Annotated in this window: 12 protein-coding genes; 9 read left to right on the top strand and 3 right to left on the bottom strand. The window is 35.1% G+C overall.

Features of this window, described 5'->3' with window-relative positions:
• Window positions 1-40: 40 nt before the first annotated feature.
• Window positions 41-1,204 carry a BT3233 family polysaccharide utilization protein gene (locus ABXT06_RS10095; RefSeq protein ID WP_354590651.1) on the bottom strand — a complete coding sequence of 388 codons (1,164 nt, stop codon included), beginning with the start codon at window positions 1,202-1,204 and terminating at the stop codon, window positions 41-43.
• A 213-nt stretch (window positions 1,205-1,417) separates the two neighbouring features.
• On the opposite strand from ABXT06_RS10095, the gene ABXT06_RS10090 reads away from it, so the two are divergent.
• The 5 genes from ABXT06_RS10090 to ABXT06_RS10070 all read left to right on the top strand — a co-directional run bounded on the left by ABXT06_RS10090 (window position 1,418) and on the right by ABXT06_RS10070 (window position 14,322).
• A complete protein-coding gene (locus tag ABXT06_RS10090; RefSeq protein WP_354590650.1) occupies window positions 1,418-2,062 on the top strand; it encodes an HAD family hydrolase in 645 nt (214 codons plus the stop codon).
• A 584-nt stretch (window positions 2,063-2,646) separates the two neighbouring features.
• Window positions 2,647-5,574: a triple tyrosine motif-containing protein gene (locus ABXT06_RS10085; protein WP_354590649.1), complete on the top strand. Its 2,928-nt coding sequence runs from the start codon at window positions 2,647-2,649 to the stop codon at window positions 5,572-5,574.
• 220 nt (window positions 5,575-5,794) lie between these two features.
• The gene (locus ABXT06_RS10080; protein WP_354590648.1) at window positions 5,795-9,745 is read left to right on the top strand and encodes a family 16 glycosylhydrolase; all 3,951 of its coding nucleotides are present in this window, start codon (window positions 5,795-5,797) and stop codon (window positions 9,743-9,745) included.
• Window positions 9,746-9,866: 121 nt separating this feature from the next.
• The gene (locus tag ABXT06_RS10075; RefSeq protein WP_354590647.1) at window positions 9,867-12,515 is read left to right on the top strand and encodes a beta-1,3-glucanase family protein; all 2,649 of its coding nucleotides are present in this window, start codon (window positions 9,867-9,869) and stop codon (window positions 12,513-12,515) included.
• 178 nt (window positions 12,516-12,693) lie between these two features.
• Window positions 12,694-14,322, top strand: a complete 1,629-nt coding sequence (locus ABXT06_RS10070; protein ID WP_354590646.1) for a glycosyl hydrolase family 18 protein — start codon at window positions 12,694-12,696, stop codon at window positions 14,320-14,322.
• A 295-nt stretch (window positions 14,323-14,617) separates the two neighbouring features.
• On the opposite strand, the gene ABXT06_RS10065 is transcribed toward ABXT06_RS10070, so the two are convergent.
• Together ABXT06_RS10065 and ABXT06_RS10060 are read right to left on the bottom strand one after the other, a co-directional pair.
• Window positions 14,618-16,549 carry a metallophosphoesterase gene (locus tag ABXT06_RS10065; RefSeq protein WP_354590645.1) on the bottom strand — a complete coding sequence of 644 codons (1,932 nt, stop codon included), beginning with the start codon at window positions 16,547-16,549 and terminating at the stop codon, window positions 14,618-14,620.
• Window positions 16,550-16,915: 366 nt separating this feature from the next.
• Window positions 16,916-17,980 (bottom strand): phosphatidylinositol-specific phospholipase C1-like protein, encoded by a 1,065-nt coding sequence (locus tag ABXT06_RS10060; protein ID WP_354590644.1) that lies wholly within the window; start codon window positions 17,978-17,980, stop codon window positions 16,916-16,918.
• Window positions 17,981-18,242: 262 nt separating this feature from the next.
• Between ABXT06_RS10060 and ABXT06_RS10055 the strand changes: the two genes are divergently transcribed.
• The 4 genes from ABXT06_RS10055 to ABXT06_RS10040 all read left to right on the top strand — a co-directional run bounded on the left by ABXT06_RS10055 (window position 18,243) and on the right by ABXT06_RS10040 (window position 24,901).
• The gene (locus ABXT06_RS10055) at window positions 18,243-18,767 is read left to right on the top strand and encodes an RNA polymerase sigma-70 factor (RefSeq protein WP_354590643.1); all 525 of its coding nucleotides are present in this window, start codon (window positions 18,243-18,245) and stop codon (window positions 18,765-18,767) included.
• A gap of 83 nt (window positions 18,768-18,850) precedes the next feature.
• Window positions 18,851-19,774, top strand: coding sequence for a FecR family protein (locus tag ABXT06_RS10050; RefSeq protein ID WP_354590642.1), 924 nt, complete (start codon window positions 18,851-18,853; stop codon window positions 19,772-19,774).
• A 70-nt stretch (window positions 19,775-19,844) separates the two neighbouring features.
• Entirely contained in the window at window positions 19,845-23,126 is a 3,282-nt protein-coding gene (locus ABXT06_RS10045; RefSeq protein WP_354590641.1) for a SusC/RagA family TonB-linked outer membrane protein, read from the top strand.
• Window positions 23,127-23,131: 5 nt separating this feature from the next.
• Entirely contained in the window at window positions 23,132-24,901 is a 1,770-nt protein-coding gene (locus ABXT06_RS10040) for a RagB/SusD family nutrient uptake outer membrane protein (protein WP_354590640.1), read from the top strand.
• Window positions 24,902-25,178: the final 277 nt, after the last annotated feature.

Genomic DNA, 25,178 nt, shown 5'->3' with positions numbered 1-25,178 from the left:
TAAAAAAAATTTGCATCTTAGCGTCTTAGCGGCAAAAATATCACTTCTTAACCTTCACAACCAAAGGATTATTAATCTTCTCAGCAAAAGCACTCAAATATTTTTCCCATTCCTGTTTGGTTTGAAACGGACTTCCTTTTTTCCATCCAAAACCAACGTAATAAATGGCTTTATTGTTTTTTACTGAAATAGTTCCGTACAGATTACTTAAATCTTTTTCGTCTGTTACGTGATTATCAAAGCTAATTAATGAACCTTTTGGAGCCACTAAACCAATTCCGATTTCAGAATCATCGATAGGTTCCCAGTAGCTCAACCAGCCTTCTTTTACATTGGTTCCAATAGTTCCTTTTTTATCATGAAGCGTTAATCCAGCAGCAATTTCTTTAGTTCCGGTAATATGAATTTCAAAACGAGAAAGCTGAGAACCATAATCCAAACTGATTAATTTCGATTCTGTGATTTTATTGCCTTTAGCATCCCAATCTGCATAAGTCAAAATAAAACTCGTTCTTATTGGACCCGTTGTAATAGTTTTCCAGCTGATGAAATTTTTGGAGAAATAATATTTTCCGTCAACATTTACTGCAATTCCACCCACACCGCGACTGTCACCTACATGAAAATTGTCCAAACCTTCTCCCGTGTCTTTATGATACGTTCCAGTTCCGTTGGTAGCTTTTTCATACCATTTATTAATGATCGGATAATCGACTCTTTTTAACCATGCGTCAATTCCGCTGGTTAAAGTTCCACCTGGAATTTTATCTTCCACCATTTTTTGAGCTACAGGACCGTAAGTCCTAAATGCGACTTTGTTGTTTTCCCAAGCATAATCGTCTGTTCGTTCTGGAACAAAACGAGAATAGCAACTAACAACTTTTGAGGCAGAAGGATTTGTTCCAACTAAAATTTCAAAATCTTGTTTTGATGAAGCTTTTATTTTTGGCTGAAATAAAAGTAAATCTGCATTTCCATCACCGTCATTATCTACAGTTTGAGTTTCTAAAAATGCATTTCCATTTTTTACAACATAATCTTCGAGTTTAGCATTGGCAGCTAATCCAAGAGATTTTTTAGTTAATTCTATGGTTTCAAATTCTCTGTCAACTTTTAAATGGTTGGTAATAGTGATGGTTTTATTCTGAGAAAAAGCAGCAAAATTGGCTGTCAGAATGGTTATGATAAAAAGATGTTTTTTCAAAATTCTGTGGGTTTTAATATTTTAAAAATAGGTTTGATAGGATTATAAAAGTACAAATCAAAACGGAATCGAAAATACAGAATAGGAGTAATTCTGTACAGAAGTTTGAAAATGAACAGAAAAGCTTTGAAAATGAAATGGATTATTTTTTGTAATTTACATTTCCTGATTTTGATTTCGGGAGATTATATAAATAAATGAAAATCAACAGAAATGGTTAAATGTATTATTTTCGATTGTGACGGAGTTTTGGTCGATACAGAAAAAATAGGTAACGGAATATTGCTATCTATGGCACAGGAACATGGATTTGAAATGGAATTGGAAGATGCTTATCGACATTTTAACGGTCGAAACCTAAAAGATTGTTTCAGGCATATCGAAGAAGCAATTGATCAAAAACTTCCAGAAAACTTTGAAATAGAATATCGCGAAAAGAGTTTTGAGGCTTTTAAAACTCAGGTAAAACCAATGGAAGGCATTGTAGATTTTATCGAAAATATTAAAAAATTGAAGATTCCGTATTGCGTTGCGTCGAGCGGACCCGTAGATAAAATTCGTTTAAATCTTGAAGTTGCGGGATTGTTGGATAGATTCGAAAATAAAATATTCAGTTCATATCAAATTGGCAGCTGGAAACCAGAACCTGGAATATTTCTTCATGCGGCAGCAACAATGGGTTTTGAGGTAAAAGACTGTGTCGTGGTTGAAGATAGTAAAGCTGGCGTGAAGGCAGGAGTAAGCGGCGGATTTAAAGTTTATGGTTTTGCAAATGGTTTTAATAATGAAGATTTAGAAGAAGAAGGAGCGGAGCTTTTTAGTTCGTATGAAGAATTAAGCGAGAAACTTGGATTTTAAGATGTACTTATTTTGTTTCAAGTTTCAAGTTTCAAGTTTCAGGTTTTAAGTTTTAGGTTTTAGGTTTCATGTTTTAAATTAAACCCGACAGATTTTAAAAACCTGTCGGGTTTGTTTTTACGATTAAATTATTCCGTTAGGAATATTTGGTCGGTAGAAAAATAAAAACGCATTTGCATAGTGTCCTATAGGGACACCTGTTTTTGCGTAATGAATGTTATACGTATGTTCAAACGTTCCTACGGAACGTGTAACTCTGAATCTAATTCGAAAATCTACCAACCAGACATTCCTACGGAATGAAGAACATCTTTTTGCACTTTGACAAAGTTTAATTTTCTAATCGTCACATTTTCTAATTATCAAATTCTCTTATTAAAATGTAATTTGTTGCATTAAAATAAAATTTTATATATTTGAGTTTAAGTATTCTCTTTTTTATTTTAATAATAATGAATAATTGTTATTGATACATTTAAAAGCGAAGAATGTTTTTGTCTAGAAAATGACTTTTCCCAAAGAAGCATTTTTCCAAATTGTGATTTCAAAATAAATCACAAAACTAACCTACAGACTGCTACAGAATGATGAAATTTAAAACTAGAATTTTACTTCTATTCCTATTATTTTCTCTGGTTATCAATTCTCAAATCAAAAAGATTGGAGTTCCTTTTATAGCCAATTATAATCCGAAAACTTATAAAGCAGCATCAGAGAATTGGGATGTTTTACAAGATTCTAAAGGCATGATGTTTTTTGCCAATCATTTCGGAATCATGCAATTCGATGGTGTGCGTTGGGCGATTGTGACACAGCCAGAAAACCGCAGTATGGTTCGTTCTATGGCAATTGATCAAAATGATAAAATATATGTTGGCGCTCAAGGCGATTTTGGCTTTGTAATTCAGCTTCCAAATGGGCAATATCAATATACTTCCTTGGTAAAACTGCTTCCTAAATCGGCTCGGAATTTTGGAGATGTGCTTCATACCGTTATTCGAAATAATGAAGTTGTTTTTTTCTCCTATGAAAGACTTTTTATTTTTAAGAACAATAGAATCAGGGTCATAAATGCAAAAATAGCTTTTGATGATTTCTTCGAAGTTGGAAAAGATATTTATGTTTCGGATAACGAAAAAGGATTATTAAAACTAAAAAATAATGCTTTAGTTCCGGTAGAAAATGGTCAGAAATTTATAGGGATGCAGGTTAGAAAGATCTTTCGAACGGAAAGTGGTTTTTTACTATTTACTCAAAAAAATGGTCTTTTTACTTTTAATGAAAATCAAATAAAACCATTTGTAACTGAAGTTGATCTTTTATTAAAACAGAATCAGATTTCGGCAGGAATTCAGCTTTCTGATGGATATTTCGGAATTGGGACTCGCCAATCGGGGTTAATAATTATAGATGGTGAAGGACATTTGATTCAGCATATTGATAAACAAATGGGACTTCAGAATGAATATGTGACGAATTTTAAAATTGATAAAGAAGGAAATTTGTGGGTGACACTTAAAGGTGGAATTTCGTTAATTCAGATTTCTTCTCCTTTGTCAAAAATTATTGATGGCACTAATTCTGAGACCAAAATCTATTGCAGTCAGATTTATCAAAATAAATTGTATATCGGTACAGACAACGGCTTATTTTGGCTAAATTGGGAAGCTTATAAAAGTGGAAAAAGAGAAAACGTAACCTTTCAGCATATTTCTGGAATGTCTGAAATGGTTTGGAATGTGGGCGTTTTTGGAAATTCGTTGTTGGCTTTTGAAAAAAACGGAATATTCGAAATCAGTGGAAATTCCGCGAAAGCGTTAGCCAAAATTGATGGCGCTTGGCAGGGAATTCTAATTCCGAATCATCCTAATTTATTGCTTGTTGGCGGTTATACGGGATTATATCTCTTGAAGAAAATAAATGGTTCTTGGGTTTTTCAGCATCGTATAAAAGGTTTTGCAGAAAGCAGCAGAATTATGGAAACCGATAAACAGGGAAATATCTGGATCGCGCACGGATACAAAGGGATTTACAAACTAAAATTCAATGCCGCTTTTGATTCCGTTATTGATATTCAGTTTTATAATGACAAAAATGGATTTCCTTCGAGTTTATTTTTGAATGCATTCAAAATTGAAAATCAGATTTTGTTTGGAACGACAAAAGGCGTTTACAGGCAGGATTTATCTTCAAAAAAAATGATTCCAGATCAAGTGTTTAAAAAGTATCTCGGATTGGATAGCCATATTCGATTATTAAAACAGGATCATCAGGATAATATCTGGTACATTTCTGGTGAAAATACGGGGAAAATGAATAAGCTGAAAAATGGAAGTTTTAAGATTGAAGAACTTCCTTTTCGAAAACTTGGGTATTTGTATGTTCCTGGTTTTGAAAATATTCAGACTACAGAAAGTGGCGACGTTTTCTTTGGAACACAAGAAGGATTAATTCATTACAGCGCAATTAAAAACAAGAAATATCAAACGAAGTATAAAGCCGTTATTTCTGAAGTAAAATGTATTTTCCCGAAAGACAGTCTACTGTATTCCAGCCGTTACGATGTGCTCCCAAACAAAACAGGATCGGTAAATGATAAACTTTCGACTGTACTTTCGTATTCTAATAATGCGCTTCATTTTTCTTTTGCATCGCTTTGTTTTGAGGATGCAGATGCAACAAAATACGAATATTGGCTGGAAGGATTTGAACCAACTTGGTCAGATTATAGTCTTCAGACAGAAAAAGAATATACCAATTTGCCCGAAAACGAATATGTTTTTCATGTAAGGGCAAAAAACATGTATGATGTAGTGAGCGAAGAAGCCGTTTTTCACTTTAAAGTTTTACCGCCTTGGTATAGAACTTTTTGGGCTTATTTATTTTATTTCGCGATTTATAGTATTGTAATTTATTTAATTGTTAGATATCAGAAATCGGTTGCTGGGCGTCAGCGTCGTCAATTAATAGAGAATCAGGAAAAAGAATTGCTTCGAAGCCGTGCAGAACTTAATGAACAGAAACTGACATTTGAACAGCAAAATATGGCAATTGTGCGCGAGAATCTTCAAACAACTATAAATCTGAAAAATGCTAAAGTGGCTTCAAATACAGTCAATTTGATTCATTTAAATGAAATTTTACTTTCGATAAAAGAATTAATCGGACAGATTGATAAGAAGAATGATCCGAATGTAAATTTCAGTCTGCTGACAAAAATCAATAAATTGATTGATCACGAATTGCAGGGCGACAAACATTGGAATGAGTTTGAAGAAATCTTTAATCAATTGCACGATAATTTTATGCAGCGGTTAAAATCGACTTATCCAGAACTGACTCCTCGTGATATGCGTTTGTGTGCTTATCTGAGAATGAACTTTAATACAAAAGAAATTGCACCGCTTTTAGGAATTTCGGTTAGAGGAGTTGAAGATACCCGTTATCGCATTCGCAAAAAATTACAGCTTCCGTCAGATACTAATATCACCGAATTCATTCTTAATTTTTAATTTTTCTCGTAAAAGTGAAATCTGATGTGATTTTATGCATTTCATCGATGATTTGTTACATTTCTTCGATAGTACCGTAGTCAAACCGTACTCCAAAATGTAAGTCTAGCCTGATTTTTTAGTTAATATTGCCCTGTTGTTGTCGGAAAATAAATCTGTTTTTTAATAAAGCAGTATTTGTTGAAGAAATAATATTTTACTAACTAAAACCTATTTAAAAATGAAGGAAAATGACTTTTTTTTCGGCCGACCACCGAAAAGCAATTCTTATTTATTTAAACAATTTTGTATTGCAGTTTTATTCTTAATGCTGCCATTTCTTAAAACTCATGCCCAATGTAATACGCTCGTTTGGTCTGATGAATTTAATGGCACAACGGTAGATTTAACCAAATGGCAGAGCATTTCAGGAAACGGTTGTCCGTCACTTTGCGGATTTGGAAATGCTGAGGCACAGCGCTACGACCCGAATCAGGCGACAATTGTAAAAGAAGGAACAAACAGCTATTTGAACATTCAGGCGAAGTATGAGCCGAATGCTTCATTTCCAGATCAGCCGTATGCTTCTTCAAAACTGACTACAGAGGGAAAGTATTCTTTAAAATACGGTAGAGTAGAAGCCCGTATGAAGTTATCTAACGGACAAGGAGCATGGCCAGCTTTTTGGATGCTTCCTGTAAATGGAAACTGGCCGTATACTGGTGAAATTGATATTATGGAAGCCAAACACAGAAATCCGCAATCTGTGGACGGAACGATTCATTATGATGGAAACGGATATCATTTTACGGGCAGAAGCTATAGTTCTCCAACAGATTTATCATCAGATTTTCATGTCTACGCAGTAGAATGGGGACCAAATTATATTAAATGGTTTGTTGATGATGTTTTGTTTCATACAGCAACGCCAAATACGACAGTTAATGGCGGATGGCCTTTTAACGATAGTCAGTTTTATATTATTTTAAACCTTGCTGTTGGTAGTGCAGGAACGCCTTACACTAGTGTAAATGGAGCTGGAGTAGCGCCAGTTCCGAGTGATTTCCCAGCTAAATTACAAGTCGATTATGTTCGTGTTTACGATGGGAGTTTTAAATATGCGGTAACAGGCGATAACAAAGTGTACCAAAATGAAACTAGTAAAACCTATTCTGTAAATGCAATTGCGGGGGCGACCTACAACTGGACTGTTCCAGCGGGAGCAACAATTGCATCAGGGCAGGGAACAAATTCGATTACCGTAAATTGGGGAACTTCTGGAGGAGATGTTTCTGTAGCTGCAACAGTTTCAGGTTGTAATGTTAATACTTATAAATTGACGGTTGCAACTGAACCCGCATTGCCAGTGGAAAAAATACATGAAGATTTTCAAAGTAATCGAAATGTATTGTATCCAGTAAAAACGGGAGTTTTGACAGAAGCTGTTGCGAATCCTTCTGCCACAGGAATTAACACATCGGCTTTGGTTGGAAAATATGTTCGAAATTCAAGCGAATTATACGATGTTTTGAATATCAGAAACGTAACCATCACGAATGCGAATGATTATGTTTACGGAAGAAAAAGATTGTCGTTTGATATTTATACTTCGGCTCCGGTTGGAACAAAAATTTCGATGCAGTTGGAAAATAGCAATGTAACAACTGCAACCAATTATCCGTCAGGAAGACATAGTGGTTTTAAAGCGACAACAACGGTTCAGAATAAATGGGAAACAATTGAATTTGAGTTCGAAAAAGTAATCGATCCGAATACAAGTGCATTAGCAATTAATAATGTTGTAATTCTTTTTGAATCAAATTCAAATTCTGGAGCAACGTATTATTTTGACAATCTACTGACAAAAGCAGCACCAGAAAAACCAATTATTGCAACAGATGTTCTGCAAAACTATGATGGAGCCAACAAAATCATAAAAGGAACTACAACTGGAACATATTCTGTTGTGGCAAATCCGGGTTCAAATTCGGTTAACTCTTCCGCAAATGTGGCAAAATATGTTCGTAATGTTTCAGAACAGTACGATGTGCTTTTCTTTAATACACAAACTTCTATTGAAGATGCTGGTTTATTTAAAAATCAGACTAATAAAATCATGATTGATGTGTATACAACGGCGCCAATTGGAACGGTTGTAAGCATGAATTTTGAAAACAGCGCGACTTCGCTTCCAGCAAATTATCCGACAGGAAGAAATAGTAATTACGTAGCCATTACAACCAAACAAAATCAATGGGAAACATTAACTTTTTACTATAATTCCAGTCCGGATGCTGGAACTTCAAACTTAGCAGTGAACCAAATGGTTTTATTGTTTAATTCTGGATCGTTTACAAATGATACGTACTATTTTGATAACATCAGAATTGGCTCAACCAAACTTCCAGATACTTTTACGGCAGGTGTAGTGTATGAAGATTATCAAACAATTCACAATATTACATTTAGAGATGCAATTGGAACTTATACAGCAAACACAGCAAATCCAAATGCAAGCGGAATCAATACTTCTTCGAATGTTGGAAAATACGTTCGTAAGTCAACAGAATTGTATGATAACTTCTCATTCAATACGACTTTAAATAACATTGGAGATTTTAAAGCGGGAACAAAAAAATTCGCGATGGATGTGTATACTTCTGCACCAGTTGGATCAATCATTTCATGGCAGGCAGAAAGCAGCGCTTCGGTTCCGTCCAATTATCCTGTTGGAAGACACAGTATTTATCAAGGAGTTGTAAAACAAAGCAATGCTTGGCATACCATTACTTTTACGTATGTAAGCACGCCTGATGCGTCTACTGCAGATACTGATGTAAACCGTTTTGTTTTCTTGTTTGAGCCAGGAACTAACTCTGGAAACACTTATTATTTTGACAATTTAAGAGCTTTAAATTTAGTCTCTACAGAAACTCCAGCAGGATTGCCTTCACCTTGGATTAGTACAGATTTAGGTGCTGTTACGCCAGCGGGAGAAGCGACACACTCAAGCGGAACTTATACTATCAAAGGAGCAGGAAACGATATTTGGGACACAAGCGATCAGTTTCAGTTTGTAAATCAGTCTATAACTGGAGATGCCGAAATTATTGCTAAAGTAAATTCATTAACCAACACTAACACGTATGCAAAGGCAGGTGTAATGTTTCGTGAAACGCTTACAGCGACTTCAAAACATGCTATGACAGATGCAAGTGCTGCGGCAGGAATTGAATTTTTAACTCGTGATACTATTTCGGGAGTTACAACTGCTACGGTTACAACAGGAGCTGCTCCAAAATGGGTTCGTTTGGTAAGATCTGGAAATGTATTTACTTCTTATGCTTCTGATAACGGAACTACATGGACACAAGTTGGAACGCCAAAAACAATTGCAATGGCGAATACAATTTATGTGGGAATGGCAGTTACATCTCACGCTAACGGAACATTAGCAACAGGAGTTTTCAGCGATGTAACGGTTAGAAATATTACTGCAAACCCGAATGTGAATTTAGCTTTAGGAAAAACTGCAACGGCATCTACAGAAGAAAATGTAACGCTTTCTGCTAGTAAAGCAACTGACGGAGACGCAACAGCATCAAGATGGGCAAGCTCTTTTGCCAATGCTACGGAATGGATTTATGTAGATTTAGGAAGCAATTATACGCTTAATCGTGTCGTATTAAAATGGGAAGCCGCTTATGCGACTCAATACAAAGTACAGCTGTCGACAGATAATGTTTTCACAGAAAATGAAACTATCAATACACAAACAGCAAGCGATGGCGGAACTGATGATTTAGCGGTAAGTGGAACAGGAAGATATCTGCGTATTTTATGTACAGCAAAAGCTTTGGCTCCTTACGGATATTCATTGTATGAAATTGAAGCTTACGGATCTTCGTCAACGGCTAGAATGGCTTTGAATGTTGAAGAAGAACCTCAAACGGAAGAAACTGTTTTTGCAGTATATCCGAATCCGACGAATAATTATGTTCAAGTTTCATCTCCTGAGAACTTAGACAATAAAGTCATTACCATTTATGATAACACAGGAACTTTGATTTTACAAAACAAACCTCAAGGAAATGAAAGCGTAATTGACGTAAGTAAACTTCGCAGAGGAATTTATATTCTAAACTTCAAATCAGATCAAAAAAGCTGGACTAAGAAGCTGATTAAGAAGTAATTTTTTAAATCCGTTGGGTGCAATTTAATGAAATGCCAATTGCACCTAACGGATTATTTAGTCATTAATTTGAAAATGGCTTTGGTTTAAAATCTATTTATTAATCCCAAATTATTTAAATATGAAAAAAATTAGACTTCAAAGATTTTCTTTACTGACAGCACTTTTTTTAGTGTTTTCAAGCCTGACGCATGCTCAAGGGCCTGTGCCATTTACAATTAGTAATAATTCCACTTTCGCAGATAGCGATCTTTATGTGGCGATTGTCGGAATCGACTATACCACAGGAAACCATGTTTGGGTAAATGCCAAAACAAGTCAGGTTTTGCCAATGAGTGCTTCTTACAATACCGTTACAGGACCAACTTATGGTGGAAATACAGGTCCGGGACAAAACTCAAAATATGCAGCCTGTTTTACCAAACTGAGTGAGATTCCAAACAAAACCTTCACTTTACCTTTAATTGCGGGGTGCCGAGTTTTTATTTCTAAAGGCTCACAATTGTATTTTTACTTTTTCGGTGCCAGCGGAGCGCCTTCAGGATATGCATCGCCAAATCCGCAGAATGCTACAGATCCAAATCAGGAAATTTTGTATGAAATGATCGAATTGACTAATAATCAATACGGTTTCTTCGGAAATCCGACAAGAGTAGATTCATACAAATATCCAATGGGATTGGAATTATTTGGCGCTAACGGCTATCAAAAGAAAGTAGGCGATTTGAAAAAACACGCTGATATTGTTGCCGCTTTTAAAGCGAATGTTCCAGCAGAATTTCAAGGTTGTGTAAACGATGCAACGGGAGAAATTACTGCGCCATCAAAAACTCCAGCTTATGCACAAGGAGGACCGTATGAAAACTATTTAAAATCTTACATTGATGCCATTTGGAATAAATACAAAAATGAAGATTTAATATTTTATGCAGGAGATGCAGGAGTTTTTAAAGGAAGAGTTATTGGTGAGCAATTAGAAATGGTGGGACAGTCTGGAGCTTTTGTTGGAAGAACTGGACGCGTTCAAAACCGACCAACAACACAAGAAGCTCTTGAAGGAAAAGGTGTTTTGGATAGAAGATTGGTTGACGGAGATTTGGATCTAGTTATTCAGGCACAATTGACAGCCGCAATTAATCGACATGTTGTGAATACTACAACGGCAAATCCGGGTCAGCAGAATTGGTACGATGCATCAAAATATTATCAGACAAACCCAACTAATCATTATTCTAAATTTTGGCATTTGCCAGGAATTAATATTGATAATCTAGCTTACGGATTTGCTTATGATGATGTTGCAGATCAGTCGCCGTCGCTTCATTCGCCACAGCCAACCAAAGTTATTGCAACGTTTGGAGGTTATTACGGACTTACAACGCCTTCGGTTCCAGCTACAACAGATGTTATTACAGTTTACAAAGATTGCAACTACACAGGATTCTCAGGCGGATTAACGATTGGAGATTACAATTTGGCTCGTTTGAATTCTTTAGGAGTTTTAAACGATGATATTTCTTCACTTAAAATTACTCAAGGTTATCAAGCGATTTTATATCAAGATGATAATTTTGGAGGCGCTTCAACCGTAATCAATTCTGATAATTCTTGTTTGAATACGACTTGGAATGATAAAGTGAGTTCGATTAGAATTATTGCAAACGGAACGGCAACTTTAGGAAACCAAACTTTCTTTCTTCAAAACAGAAATAGCGGTTTATACATGGACGTTTGGAATTCAAGCATGTCAAATGGAGCAGGAATCAATCAGGGCGCTTTGAATTCTGGAAACAATCAGAAATTTACTTTTACGCATTTAGGCGACGGAATGTATAAAATCATTGCCAATCATAGTGGCATGTCAATGGATATCAATAATTTCAATAAAGCCAATGGCGCAAGAGTAGAGCAATATCCATACAATGCAACAACAAATCAGCAGTTTATTTTGGTTTCTACAGGAGATGGCTATTATAAAATTGTTGCCCGTCACAGCGGAAGAATTGTTGAGGTAGCAGGAGCAAGTACTGCTTCTGGAGCGATTGTTCAGCAGTGGGATAATAACAATCAGACTTGCGGACAATGGAAATTAGTTCCCGCAACAAGCTCACAAACTTCAGTATTGATTCAAGCAGAAGATTATTCGGCCATGAGCGGAATTCAAGTAGAAGCAACTACAGATACAGGTGGCGGATCAAATGTTGGTTATGCAGAAACGGGAGATTGGCTGGCGTATAACAGCATTAATTTTCCAACAACAGGTTCTTATTTAATTGAATACCGAGTAGCAAGCGCTGTTACTGGCGGAAGATTATCTGCAGATTTAAATGCTGGAGCGATTGTTTTAGGAAATGTTGATATTCCGAATACAGGAGGATGGCAGAACTGGCAAACGGTTTCGCAAACCGTAAATGTAAATGCAGGAACATATAATTTCGGAATCTATATTCAGAATACAGGAATGAACATTAACTGGATTAAAATCACAAAAGTGGCAGGAACAGCAAGAATGGCTGCAACTGAAACAGTAGAAGAATCAGAAGAAACGGTTTTAAATGTGTATCCAAGTCCGGTCGAAAATACATTGTATGTTACCACAGATTTATCTGGAGGAACAGCAAAAATTGTAGACTCTCAAACAGGAGCTACTGTAGTTTCTCAAAAAATAAGTAACAATAGTTTTGATGTTTCGCACCTCAGAAAAGGAATTTATTTTATAGTTCTTGAAAAAGATGGCAAACAAACAATCAAGCGATTCATAAAGAAATAGTTTTAAAAAGTGATCTCAGGCTTTAGAGTTTAGATGCTAATTTAGGTAGTGTTAGTTCTGCGAAAATTAGATTACAAATCAAATCTAAAATATAAAGTCTGAAATCTAAAATCAGAATATAGAACTCAAGTAACCGTCCCAACATTTACGAGTTTATTAATCTATTAAAACAATTATTATGAAAAACAATTACCGAAGAATGCTGCAGAAATGCATGATTATTTTAATGCTGGGTGTTTTTAATTTTTTGACAGCCCAAAAGAAAGTTATTGCTTATGTCCCAAATTGGATCGATTTAAATTCTTTTTCAAGTACAATTCAGTACAGTAAATTGACGCATATTAATATTGCGTTCGAAAATCCTGATGCCAATGGTTACTTAAGTTTTAATTCAGGAAGTAATGCCATTATCAATGCGGCGCACGCGCAAAACGTAAAAGTTTTTGTATCGCTTGGAGGAGGTTCTGTTTCAGAAGGCGGATCAATTCGCGATAATTATTTCAATTTAATTACTCCAGCCAACAGAACGGCTTTTATTCAGAAAATCTACGATTATGTGGTGGCACACAATTTTGATGGAGTAGACGTTGATTTGGAAGGTCCAGCAATTAATGGCGATTACGGCGGATTTGTAATTGCTTTGGCTAATAAATTGCATGCCAATGGTAAACTGATTTCAGCAGCGCTTTCAGAAGGATATGGTGGTGCCAATGTACCTTCATCTACTTTTGCAGCTTATGATTGGATCAATATCATGGCTTATGACGCAACTGGGCCTTGGGCACCAAACAATCCGGGTCAGCATTCTCCTTACAGCATGGCGGTAAATCAGTTTAATTACTGGACAGGAAGAGGATTGCCAGCAAGCAAAGCGATTATCGGAGTTCCTTTTTATGGCTACGGTTTTGGCGCTTCTGCCAATCAGGGAATTTCTTATGCAAATATTGTAGCACAATATCCAGGAGCTGAAAACTTAGATCAGGTTGGAAATACGATTTATTATAACGGAATTCCAACGATCAAACAAAAAACAACTTTTGCGATTCAAAATGCGGGAGGAGTTATGATTTGGGAGCTATCTCAAGATGCAACAGGAACTAAATCATTGTTGAATGCCATTAATCAAGTCATTACAGGAAGTAATCCTCCAGCAACTGGAACTACAATTCAGGCTGAAAACTACAATACCATGAGCGGTGTTCAGACAGAACCGACAACTGATACTGGCGGTGGATTAAATGTTGGATATTGCGATACAGGTGACTGGATGGCGTATTATAACATCAATTTTCCAACGTCTGGATCTTATGTAATTGAATACCGAGTGGCAAGTGCTGTCAACGGAGCTAGAATTTCTTCTGATTTAAATGCAGGATCGATTCAGCTTGGAGCTGTTAATGTGCCTAATACGGGAGGATGGCAGAATTGGCAGACGATTTCGCAAACTGTAAATGTAAATGCAGGAACGTACAATTTCGGAATTTATATTCAGGCTTCGGGAGCTAATATAAACTGGTTTAAGATTACTAAATCGGGTTCTACGGCAAAAGTTGCTCCTACAAGTACAGAACAGTCAATTGCGAGTTTGGAAGTTTACCCGAATCCAACCGAAAGTCAGCTTTTCTTTAGTACAGAGGTTTCTGGCGGAAATGTAAATGTCATCAACACAGAAGGCGGTGCAACTGTTTTCTCTCAAACCGTAAATAATAATAATAGTATTGATGTTTCGACTTTAAAAACAGGAATTTATTTGATTTCAGTTGAGAAAAACGGAATTAAAACGGTAAGACGTTTTATTAAAAAATAATCATAACCCATTTGCCATAATGGTTTTAGATACATTAAATTTTAGGTTTTAATGTGATGAAAAGGTTGTCATTTTTTTGACGACCTTTTTTTGTAGCGCGGAGTTCACAAAGGTTTTACGCAAAGTTCGCGAAGGTTTTTTTAAGCTAAATTTTATAAAATAAAAAATTCGCAAAGCTAAAAACATAAAGCTTTGCGAACTTTGATTTGTAAAATCTTACTCAAAATACTCAGCGAACTTTGCGAAAAACCTTTGCGCTCTTTGCGTTAAAAAATGCATCCTGTACAGAAAAAAATCATTTCACGCTCTTAATCGTACCATTTTTCAAATTAACTGTAAAATGATCTGCGGGAACTTCATGCATGAATTTATTGAAGATGATAAGAAATAATTTCATCTGTTTTTGCAGCGCAGTGTCTTTTAAAAGATCAGCTTTTGTACCTTCTAAAAATAAATGAGACAAGACTTTATATTCTTTTGCTCTTTGAATTCCAACATCGGCTAAAGCCAATTCATCTGCACTTCTAAAACGATAAAAATCTACCAAAAGATCATAACCAGACCAATTGAAATTTTCTTTTTTGAGATTGTTATGAGTTAAAACTTTTTCTGATTTAGCTTCAGCTTCATTCCATTCTTTCAGAAATTGATCTTTGTTTTTAAGAATAAAATCAAAATCTTTATCCGATTGCATATTGGCTAAAACCAATAAATCTTTCGCAGAAATATTCAATATAAAATCTTTGAAAGCAGTAGGCCAATCGTCTTTTAAGAATCTAAGTCGAACCAACTCTTTCAAATGAAAATCGGTAAAATCATGATAGTTTTTCGTTTTTAAAATATCAATATTCCAAATGTCTTGAGCATGCTGACTTTCTAGAAACTGATATTCCATTTTATACAAATCAAAAAGTTCGTTGTATCTCGGAACATCATCGATAGTAATGGTTTGAATATCTACAAGGTTATCTTTTTTGAGAGTCAATAATTTATAAGCAGGAATATAAGCCGCAAGCGATGGAGTTTGAATATTAACCAAAGTGTTTCCTTTTGCAGAAGTTTTAACTCCTGTATCGTTAATGTGCATATGTCCGCCAAAATGAATTTTAAGGCCTGCATCTGCAAAAACTTGTGCGACTTCTTCAACAGGAACACGATTTAACTGCCATTTGTTTGGACCGAGCAATTCTTTTATTTCCGCAGAGGCATCATCATTAAAATCAATCATTGGAAAATGACTGAAAGCGATTAAAGTTTTTCCTTGCTTTTTGGCTTCCGCCGAAATAGTTTCAACCCATTTTATAAGATGTTTTTTGTTCGAAAGCACATTGTTATAACCTGTACTGGCTTCGTTATAATTCTTAGAATCTTTTTCAGCAGAAGCATTTTTCTTTGGTATATAAACATTTCCGTCTATTGCCATCAGCCAAAGTCCATCTATAGGTTCTACAACATAACTAACATCTGGGACTTCATAATCTTGCGCTACTTCATACACACGATTTTCCAATTTTGCACTTTCTAGAGCCTTTTCGAATGTATAGTTTTCACTTGTATAAGAAGAAAACGGAGTTGCCCAGAATTTGTATTTGTTATTGGGATGAAAACCAAAATCATGAAGCTGATTTGTAATTCCTAAATAACCCATTTTAGCAATATCGGCCGTAACAACTACCGGCTGTTCGATGTTTAAATTTGGCTTATAAAGGCCGTCTTTGCTAAAAATGGGCTGACTTTTGCCATCTTTTCCTAAGAAATCTTCTTTGCCTGATTCTTGTGCAAAAGGTCCAACTGGATCATGGTTTCCGGTAGTGATGAAGAATTCTATTCCGTATTTTTTGGTGTACTGTTCTAATATGGTTGCTAATCCGCGAACGTGAATGGGTTGTCCGTCATCGGTATAATCTCCAGGAAGTGCTACGTATTTTATTTTTCGTTTTGCGATATCTTCTAAAGCGGCTATAAAAGCAAAATAGTTTTCATTGAAAATTCGGGTAGAATGTAGCTGTGATGACATGGTTCGAACCAAAACATATTCTCCAGTCTTCGGATTTAGAACGCCTTTATAATCAGAGTCAGAAAAACTGCCGAATAAATCCTGTAGATGTACATCTGAAAGAAATGCGATTTGTGTTCCGTTGAGGTTTTTTACTTTTTGTGCTGATACTGTATTATTGAAGAAAATTTGGAGCAATATTATGTATACTATTGTAAATCTTGAATTCATAGTTTTATACTTTGAATAAATTAGGAATCATTTTTTGATCGCGGAGATCGCGGAGTTTTTTCGCAAAGGGCGCAAAGATTTTGAGTATGATTTATAAAATAAATAAGTCCACAAAGCTTTGTAGATTTTATTTTATTTTTTAAATATCAAATTCAATTTTTAACATAGCCCGCGGTTTCAACCGCGGGAACATGACGTATATTCCTCTCTGTGCGTTCCTGCGGTTGAAACCGCAGGCTATATCTGAAAAACTATATGGATAAAGCTTTGCGGACTTTGTTTTTGCTGTGCAGAATCTTAAGAAAAAAAACTTTGCGAACTTTGCGTAACTCTTTGTGTTCTTTGCGTTAAAAAAACGGCTAAAAATTAAGGCACATTCACAGGATTATTTCTAACATAACTTCCATCATCATATTTAATTTGATAAGGGGAATTGAAGAAAATACTTGGCAGATAATAATCGGTTGTGATGATTTGTGCACCTGATTTTTTAGCAGCCTCAAAATGAGAATAATCATTGGCACGTGCTTCTTTCGTATCAGAATCGGCTCTTGTTCTTATTAAATAGCCTTTTTTTACCAAATTTTCTATTTGTGGATCTTCGGAGTTATTTCTAAATAAAGTCGCAGCTTCCGGTTTTCCGGGTTCGGCATTAATAAAAACGGCGCGTCCCTTAAGGGACGGATGATTCAATGCGTACAAATCTCTTTTTGCGCCGTTGTTATCTAATAAGAATAAAAACTTTCCTTTGGCTTCTTTTAAAGTTGGCCAATTGTTATGCAAAACCGCTTCTTCGAGTGTTTTATATTTTCCTCGAACCATATCTGGCGTAATCAGTTTATCTTTTCCTAATTCCTTACGGATAACTTTATCCATTTCATCAAAAACTGTCGCTGTAAAATCTTCTGGTTTTGTTCCGAAGAAATTGGCATCGCCATCTTTTGGTTCTAAAGTGATGAAAACAGGAACATGATTCGGATTGGCATCTGACCATTTTTTTAATTCTTGAAGACAGATTTCGAACGTATAAGCAGAAGTTCTAAAGTCGATATCTGGCATGTGAAAAACCTTAAATCCAGGTTTTTTCATTAGTCCGTTTGGGTCGTAAGCTTCTTCAGATTTTGCAATGTCCAAACCTTTCGGATGCGCATATTTTCCGCCTTTCGCGTCAGCAAAAATGTCAATTTCCAGATTGCGCAAACCTTTATTCAATTGATCGGTAATGCTAATATGAGTGTATTGTAAACCTTTAAGCGAACGAGAAGTATCTCTAGCTTGAATAAGATTGTATAAGTCAGTTTCGATCGCGTGACGATAACTGTTATGAGATCCGATAACCTGAATTTGGTTAATCTTCAGATTGTCGTTTTGCATTTGAGCACTTAAATTTAAAGTACTGGCAAATAATAAAGTGAACAAGAATGGTTTCATAATTCTAAAATGTAATTAATGTTTGACTGGGACGCATCAAAAGAAAATTCCATTTTTTGAAAGTGACTAAATTAAATGTCATGCTCGATTTTGATGTTAGTTTAACAAAAAGAAATCGCAAAGGCATTTCTATTTTTGCTCGAAAAAAGTAGTATTTCTACATCAAATGTGTTTGTTTTTTAATTTAAAGATAACATTGACGCAAAAAACTTTGGCTTTTCATTTTATTATTTTACGACAGTATAAAGCCTGTAATTACCGTATGAATAATCCTGAAATTTTTGAACAGACGTATAACCAATATTGGAAAAAGCTCAATGCCTTTTCTTATACGATGACTCAGGACAAAGACTTGGCACAGAACATTGTTCAGGATGTTTTTGTGGATTTATGGGAAAGAAAAGAAGAACTGAATATTAATGCAATCGAACCCTTTCTGTTTCGTGCAGTAAAAAATCAGGTTTTCAAACATTACCAGAACAATCGTTTTGATAAGACGATTTTAGAAGAAAAATTCGAAGACTACATTATCGACAATTTTTCGACAATAGATCCAGAAGTTATGGATCTGCTTTATTCCTTATTAGACAAACTTCCAGAGAAAAGAAAAGAAGTTTTATTGATGTATAAATTTCAAGATATGACAATCGATCAGATTGCAGACGAACTTGGGATTTCTAAACAAACTGTAAAAAATCAGATTTCATCGGCTGTAAAACAACTTCGCGAAGGCTTAAAAGACTTGGCTTGGCTAGCTCTATTCATTATTTTCAATCAAAAATTTTAAAATAACTTTCGCTTGATGTTTTCATAATATTTGGCGATAGTACGATTTCAAGTTTCTAGTACTTATCTATAACAATAAGTATTATGATAAAAAGAATCAAACATAGTTTAGAATATCTGCTGGATAAAAGTTCGCGAGAAAAAACTTCATTGGCAGAAGAAAATTTATTAAATGATTTTGCTTTCAGCGAATATCAAAAATCAAAATGGGATAATGATTTTATGGGAAACCCAGAAATCGAATCTCAGAATATGTACGATGAAATTCAGTTAAGAATCGGAAGAAAGAGGTCTTTCCGTCCTTATTTAAAATATATAGCTGCTGCCAGCATTCTTTTTCTGCTTGGTTTAGGATTTTTCTTGAGACCAAATGTTTTAGACCAAAAACAAATCACATTTAAAACTTCATCGATTCCCAAATCTATCCAATTAAGTGACGGTTCGAAAATTTATCTGGCAGCAAACTCATCATTTCAGTATCCTGAAAAATTTGAAGGCGATCAAAGAAGGGTTTCTTTAGTAAAAGGAAATGCGTTTTTTGAAGTCGCTAAAGACAAAAAACACCCTTTTATTATTCATTCTGGCGAAATACAGACGAGAGTTGTAGGAACTTCATTTCACATTCAATTATCAAAATTAAACTGTAAGGTAATTGTGGTAACCGGAAAAGTAAATGTTTCTGGAAAAGGGCAGAGCGTTGATTTGGTGCCGAATCAAGAAGCTTTGTTTGAAGCCCAAAAACTAACGAAACAGAATGCCGATAAAGCTTTTTTTGTTAATTGGTATAATGAAGATGTTACGCTAGAGCAAACTACTTTAAAACAGGTAATTACAATTTTACAATATAAATACGGAGTTTCATTTGAATATAATAATAAACACGTATTAGCAACGCCGTTAACGGTATTCATCAAGAAGGACGCGACATTAGAAAATGTTTTGGAACAAATAAATTATATCACAAACCTAAAATTCAAAGTTTATGGCGAAATAGTAAAAGTGGATTAAAAACAAAAAAAGCAGTTGCGGGAACAACTGCCATTAATAATTAAGCATCGTAAAAACAATTACTTAAATCATGTATTTTAAACCTTCTTATTTAAATCTAAAGAGTTTTGTCTTTTTAGTTCTAGCTTTACTTGCCTTTCAGAGCGGTTATAGTAAAACTTCATTAAAGGATTCAAAAGTAGCAAATAAAATAGAAAAAGCTACTCTTGTTTCTATTTTTTCAAAATTAACACAGCAGACCGATTACAAATTCAGTTACGGACAAGCCATAATTGCTGATAATACAGCTTATACAGTAAATTTTAATACTGAGTCTATTACGGCGATTTTGAATGATCTTTCTAAAAAAGCCAATTTCAATTATAACATTAACGGAAAATTAGTTTTAATTCAAAAATCAGCTACGCCAAAAGTAGTAAACACTAAAGCGCCTGAAAGAATTAAAATAAAAGGAAAAGTGGTTGACGAAAACAAATTGCCAATTCCTGGAGCATCTGTAATAGAAACTAGCACTTCAAACTCAACAGTAACTGATTTTGACGGGGTTTTTGAAATTACTGTTGGAGAAGGAAAAACAATCGATGTTTCGTATGTAGGATATAAATCTAAAACGGTTGCTGCACAGAATGGTTTTATGACGATTCAGTTAGAACCAGCTACTGCAGAATTAAATGAAGTTTTGGTTGTTGGTTACGGAAAACAATCTAAAAAAGACGTTACGGGAGCAGTTACGCAATTGGAAGCTGCAAACTTTAAACAAGGAGTAAGCATTTCGCCAGATAATTTAATTCAGGGAAAAGTTGCTGGTGTTCGTGTAGTTAGTACGAGCGGTGAGCCAGGAGCAGGAGTAAACGTAACCATTAGAGGTGTTGGGTCTATTAGAAGTGGAAGCACGCCTTTGTTTGTTGTTGACGGAATTCCATTGTCTAATGACGATGTGAGCCCATCGGGAACGAATGTTGGTTTTGGTAGTTCTCAAGCTAAAAATCCTTTAAACTTTTTGAATAATAATGATATTGAATCTATTACAGTTTTGAAAGATGCATCTGCATCTGCAATTTATGGAGCAAGAGGTTCTAATGGAGTTGTTTTGGTAACAACTAAAAAAGGAGCAAAAGGAGATGGAACTCTAACTTTTGATTCGTCTTTAGGAATTTCTACTGTAGCAAACAAATTGGATGTTTTGAGTGCAGATCAATATAGAAATGCTATTAAAGATAAAGCTTTTGATCATGGCGGTAATACAGATTGGCAAGATGTTATTTTTAGAGAAGCTATTACAAAAAGCAATTCGCTAGCATTTTCTAAACAGACAGAATCAGGAAATTACTATGCTTCTGTATCACAGTTAGATCAAGAAGGTATTATTAGAAATAGCGATTTTAAGCGTTTGACAGGAAGAATCAATGCTGCTGAGTCATTTCTAGATAATAAACGTTTAAAATTAAAACTTAATCTTACTGCTAGTGAAACCAAAGACGACGGCGTTCCTACAAGTGATGATGGAGGCTCTAATGGGCAATTGTTGGTACACACCTTAATGGCAAATCCAACGAGATCGGTTTTTGATGCAAATGGGAATTATACCAATTTTAATATGAATGCGCATTACAATCCAGCGTACTTATTAAGTATTTATACAGATCAGACTCGTACTTTAAGAGTTTTAGGAAATTTTGAAGCTTCTTTAAGAATCGTTAACGGATTAGAGTATAAATTAAATCTTGGCATTGATCGTTCGATGTCGGAAAGAAATACGACTATTTTTCCAAACTTAACAGATTTGAATCCGAAAGGGAAATACGTTCAGAACAATTTAGATTCTAAAAACTCTTTGGTAGAGCATTATCTGACTTACAATTTAAATTTAGATAAACATAAAATCGAAGCTTTAGGAGGTTTTTCATACCAAAAATTTGAAAGATCAGGAACGGCTTTCAGTATTGACGGAATTTCGAATCAAGGTGAAGGTATTCCACCATCAATAAATCCGGGTTTTAAAGGAACACAATCTGGAACAACAGGTTATGCGCAGGAAAATGAGTTGCAGTCTTATTTCGGAAGATTAAATTATGGTTTTGATAACAGATATCTTTTAACAGCTTCTATGAGAGGTGATGGATCGACTCGTTTTGGTAAAAACAACAAATACGGTTATTTCCCTTCTTTTGCTTTGGGATGGAATATTGCTAACGAAAGTTTATTAAAAGATTCTTCTACATTGAACAATTTAAAACTAAGAGCGAGCTGGGGACGGACAGGAAACCAAGAAGTTGAAAATAAAATTACGCAGGCAAGTTATTCATTGTCTGGAGCTGATGGATATTATTTGTATGATGATTTAAATCTTGTTAACGGAGTTTCGGTAAACAGAACACCAAATCCTGATTTGAAATGGGAGGTTGTGACGCAATTTAACGTAGGTTTAGATTTCAATTTATGGAACGACAAATTGTACGGAACATTAGATTATTTCAATAAAACCACGACAGATGCTATTTTGAATGTTCCTTCTCAAGCTTTGAGCCCAACCACAACAATTTGGACCAATATTGATGGTAAAATTATCAATAAAGGTATCGAGTTTATGCTAGGTTCAAAAATAGTGGATACTAAAGATTTTTCTTGGAATATTGATATGAACGGAGCGACTTTGAATAATAAAATTGAAGATCTGCCTGTTTCAGAAATCTTAACAGGAACAATTTCAGGCCCTGGACAATCGGGTGTAAATGCTAATATCTATAAAAGCGGATATGCAGCGGGATCATTCTATTTATTGGAGCACATTGGTTTTGATTCAAACGGAGCAAACATCTTTAAAGATCAAAACGGAGATGGTGTAATTGATAACAGTGATAGAATTATTATTGAAGGCGCGCTTCCAACTTTCTACTACGGATTTAATAGTGATATGAGGTATAAAAACTTTGCATTCTCATTTTCTATCATTGGACAAACAGGTGGTTATTTATTGAATAATACTGGTTTGAATGCATTAAATATTAACAACTTAGCATCAGATCGTAACGTGGCTACAGGTTATTATGAGTCTGGAGCAAATCCTGCGAACTCACCAATCTTGTCAACTCTTTTCTTAGAAAAATCAGATTTTATCCGATTGAATACGGCTCGTATTGGTTACAATTTTGACTTAAAAGGATTAAACTGGATCAATGGATTGACTCTTTATGTAACAGGCCAAAACTTAATTACAATTACCAATTATACAGGTTATGATCCGTTAATCAACAGTCCGAAATCAAACGGCGGAAACCAATCTATCGGTATCGATTATGCAAGTTATCCAACTTCTAGAACATTCAGTTTTGGAGCAACTTTAAAACTATAATTATTATGAAGACAAATACTATTTTTAATATTAAAACATTAGCGATATTTTCTTTTATATGGCTTTTTGCAAGCTGTACCAACCTTGACGAAGTTGTTCTGGATGAGGTTTTAGGAGAAGATGCTTCAAATCCGGCAGGAGCTCTTGCGGCTGCTTACGACCGTTTAGGAGACGGAACTTTTGTAGATCACGGTGGTATTTTTTCTTTACAAGAATACACAACAGATGAAGCTATTTTACCAACTCGAGGCAGTGATTGGGGTGACGGCGGAAAATGGAGAGACATGCATGAGTTTACATGGAAATCTGATAATGCTGTTGTGGTGGATAACTGGAATAAATTGACAAACGGAATTACACGTTCATTAACAGCAATTCAATCAATAGAAGAAAGTTCAATTCCAGAGAAGAAATTGTTTTTAGCGGAAGCGAAAGGACTTTTAGCGTATTATTTATACACCACTTTAGATTTGTACGGACAAGCGCCTTACAGAGATCCGATGAATCCAAATGCGCCTTTACAGATTTTAAAAGCGGATACTCAAATCGATCAATTGATAAAAGATGTCGAAGCTTTATTGCCAGATTTAGCAGAAATGGGAACGCAACAGACGCATCACGGAAGATTTACAAAAGAAGCAGCTTATGGATTCTTAGCAACCATGTATTTAAACCGTGCTGTTTTTAAAGATCGTTTTAATGCCTCTTCAAGCTTTAATTTTACTGAAGCCGCTGCAACGGGTACAGGAACAGATATGGATCGTGTAATTTATTATACTTCTTTGCTGATTGATTCTGGAAAATATACTTTAGAAAGCGATTATTTCAAAAACTTCGCAAGAGACAATGACAAAGGAAAAGAATTAATTTTCGCGATTTCTCAGAAAATTGATTACATCAGAAACGGATCAAACAGTTTTGCTTATGTATGTATGGAGCGTAACCAAAGAACATCTGCAGCAAATAGAGGAACAAATGCGGCGTGTACAACTCCTGAGTTTTTTGCAACATGGGATGGGAATCATGATGACCCAAGATTTCAGCAGAAATACCAATATTCTGACGGAACTTGGTTTAAAAATGACGGTACAGATGTAAGCGTTCCTGCAACAGATATTGTTCCAAAAAGTGCTAATTTACCTTGGTTTCACTTTAATAGAGGAATTGAATTTGGACCTCAATACGGACCAATCTTATTGTCTTCAGGTTCATTAGAAATGGTTAACGGACGTATTAAAGTTTCTCCGTTATACATGGAAAAAAGTACAACAACAAGAATGGATTTTACGCCTTCTCTAACTTTCAAAAATCCGGCTCAGGCAGTTTTTGCTCAGAACGAAATCAATCAGGGAGCACGTATTTTCAAATACGAATTTGATCCAGAAGGAGGAAATGGAAACAGTAATGTTGATATTCCGTTATTTCGTTTAGGTGGAATGTATACAATGAGAGCCGAAGCTTATTTTAGAAAAGGAAATACTGGTGCAGCAATGGATGACTTGAACAAATTGCGTACAAGCAGAAAAAGAGAATCTCTATTCGGAAGCACGCCAGGAAAAGCTCTAACTGCAATTGATCAGACAGTTTTATATAATGAAATTGGTTTCGAATTATATTGGGAATTATACAGAAGACCGCAAATGATCCGTTTCGGAAAATTTGATCTTCCAGGAACAGCAAAAGCGGCTTCACAACCATTCAGAAGAGTTTTCCCAATTCCGCAATCGACAATTGATGTGACTAAGGAATTCAAACAAAATCAAGGGTACAATTGAGTTTGTTTTTTAGAGTAACAGAGTGGCAAAGGTGCAAAGGTGCAAAGTAAAGCTAGCAATTAAAAAACTTTGTCACTTAAAATCTTTAAAGTTTGTGTGTTAGTTTTTTTTTTTATTTTTTTTTCAAAAAGCCTGTTTTAAAAAAAAGCAGGCTTTTTTTCTTTAAGGTTCAGAGTTGCAAAGTGACAAAGGTTCAAAGGTTTTTTGGAATGACATTCTATATAGAATTGTAGAGATGCGCTGCAGTGCATCTAACACAAAGAATTTTCCGCAATCA

Source organism: Flavobacterium sp. UW10123, from assembly GCF_040538975.1.
Classification (GTDB): domain Bacteria; phylum Bacteroidota; class Bacteroidia; order Flavobacteriales; family Flavobacteriaceae; genus Flavobacterium.
The sequence above is the reverse complement of the archived record's forward strand: the minus strand, read 5'-3'. Positions and strand labels throughout refer to the sequence as shown.

What these genes read in the sequence shown, in the direction of transcription:
- ABXT06_RS10080 (WP_354590648.1), top strand. Translation starts at nt 5,795, where the DNA reads ATGAAGGAAAATGACTTTTTTTTCGGCCGACCACCGAAAAGCAATTCT.
- ABXT06_RS10045 (WP_354590641.1), top strand. Translation starts at nt 19,845, where the DNA reads ATGTATTTTAAACCTTCTTATTTAAATCTAAAGAGTTTTGTCTTTTTA.
- ABXT06_RS10090 (WP_354590650.1), top strand. Translation starts at nt 1,418, where the DNA reads ATGGTTAAATGTATTATTTTCGATTGTGACGGAGTTTTGGTCGATACA.
- ABXT06_RS10065 (WP_354590645.1), bottom strand. Translation starts at nt 16,549, where the DNA reads ATGAATTCAAGATTTACAATAGTATACATAATATTGCTCCAAATTTTC.
- ABXT06_RS10055 (WP_354590643.1), top strand. Translation starts at nt 18,243, where the DNA reads ATGAATAATCCTGAAATTTTTGAACAGACGTATAACCAATATTGGAAA.
- ABXT06_RS10085 (WP_354590649.1), top strand. Translation starts at nt 2,647, where the DNA reads ATGATGAAATTTAAAACTAGAATTTTACTTCTATTCCTATTATTTTCT.
- ABXT06_RS10075 (WP_354590647.1), top strand. Translation starts at nt 9,867, where the DNA reads ATGAAAAAAATTAGACTTCAAAGATTTTCTTTACTGACAGCACTTTTT.
- ABXT06_RS10050 (WP_354590642.1), top strand. Translation starts at nt 18,851, where the DNA reads ATGATAAAAAGAATCAAACATAGTTTAGAATATCTGCTGGATAAAAGT.
- ABXT06_RS10060 (WP_354590644.1), bottom strand. Translation starts at nt 17,980, where the DNA reads ATGAAACCATTCTTGTTCACTTTATTATTTGCCAGTACTTTAAATTTA.
- ABXT06_RS10040 (WP_354590640.1), top strand. Translation starts at nt 23,132, where the DNA reads ATGAAGACAAATACTATTTTTAATATTAAAACATTAGCGATATTTTCT.
- ABXT06_RS10070 (WP_354590646.1), top strand. Translation starts at nt 12,694, where the DNA reads ATGAAAAACAATTACCGAAGAATGCTGCAGAAATGCATGATTATTTTA.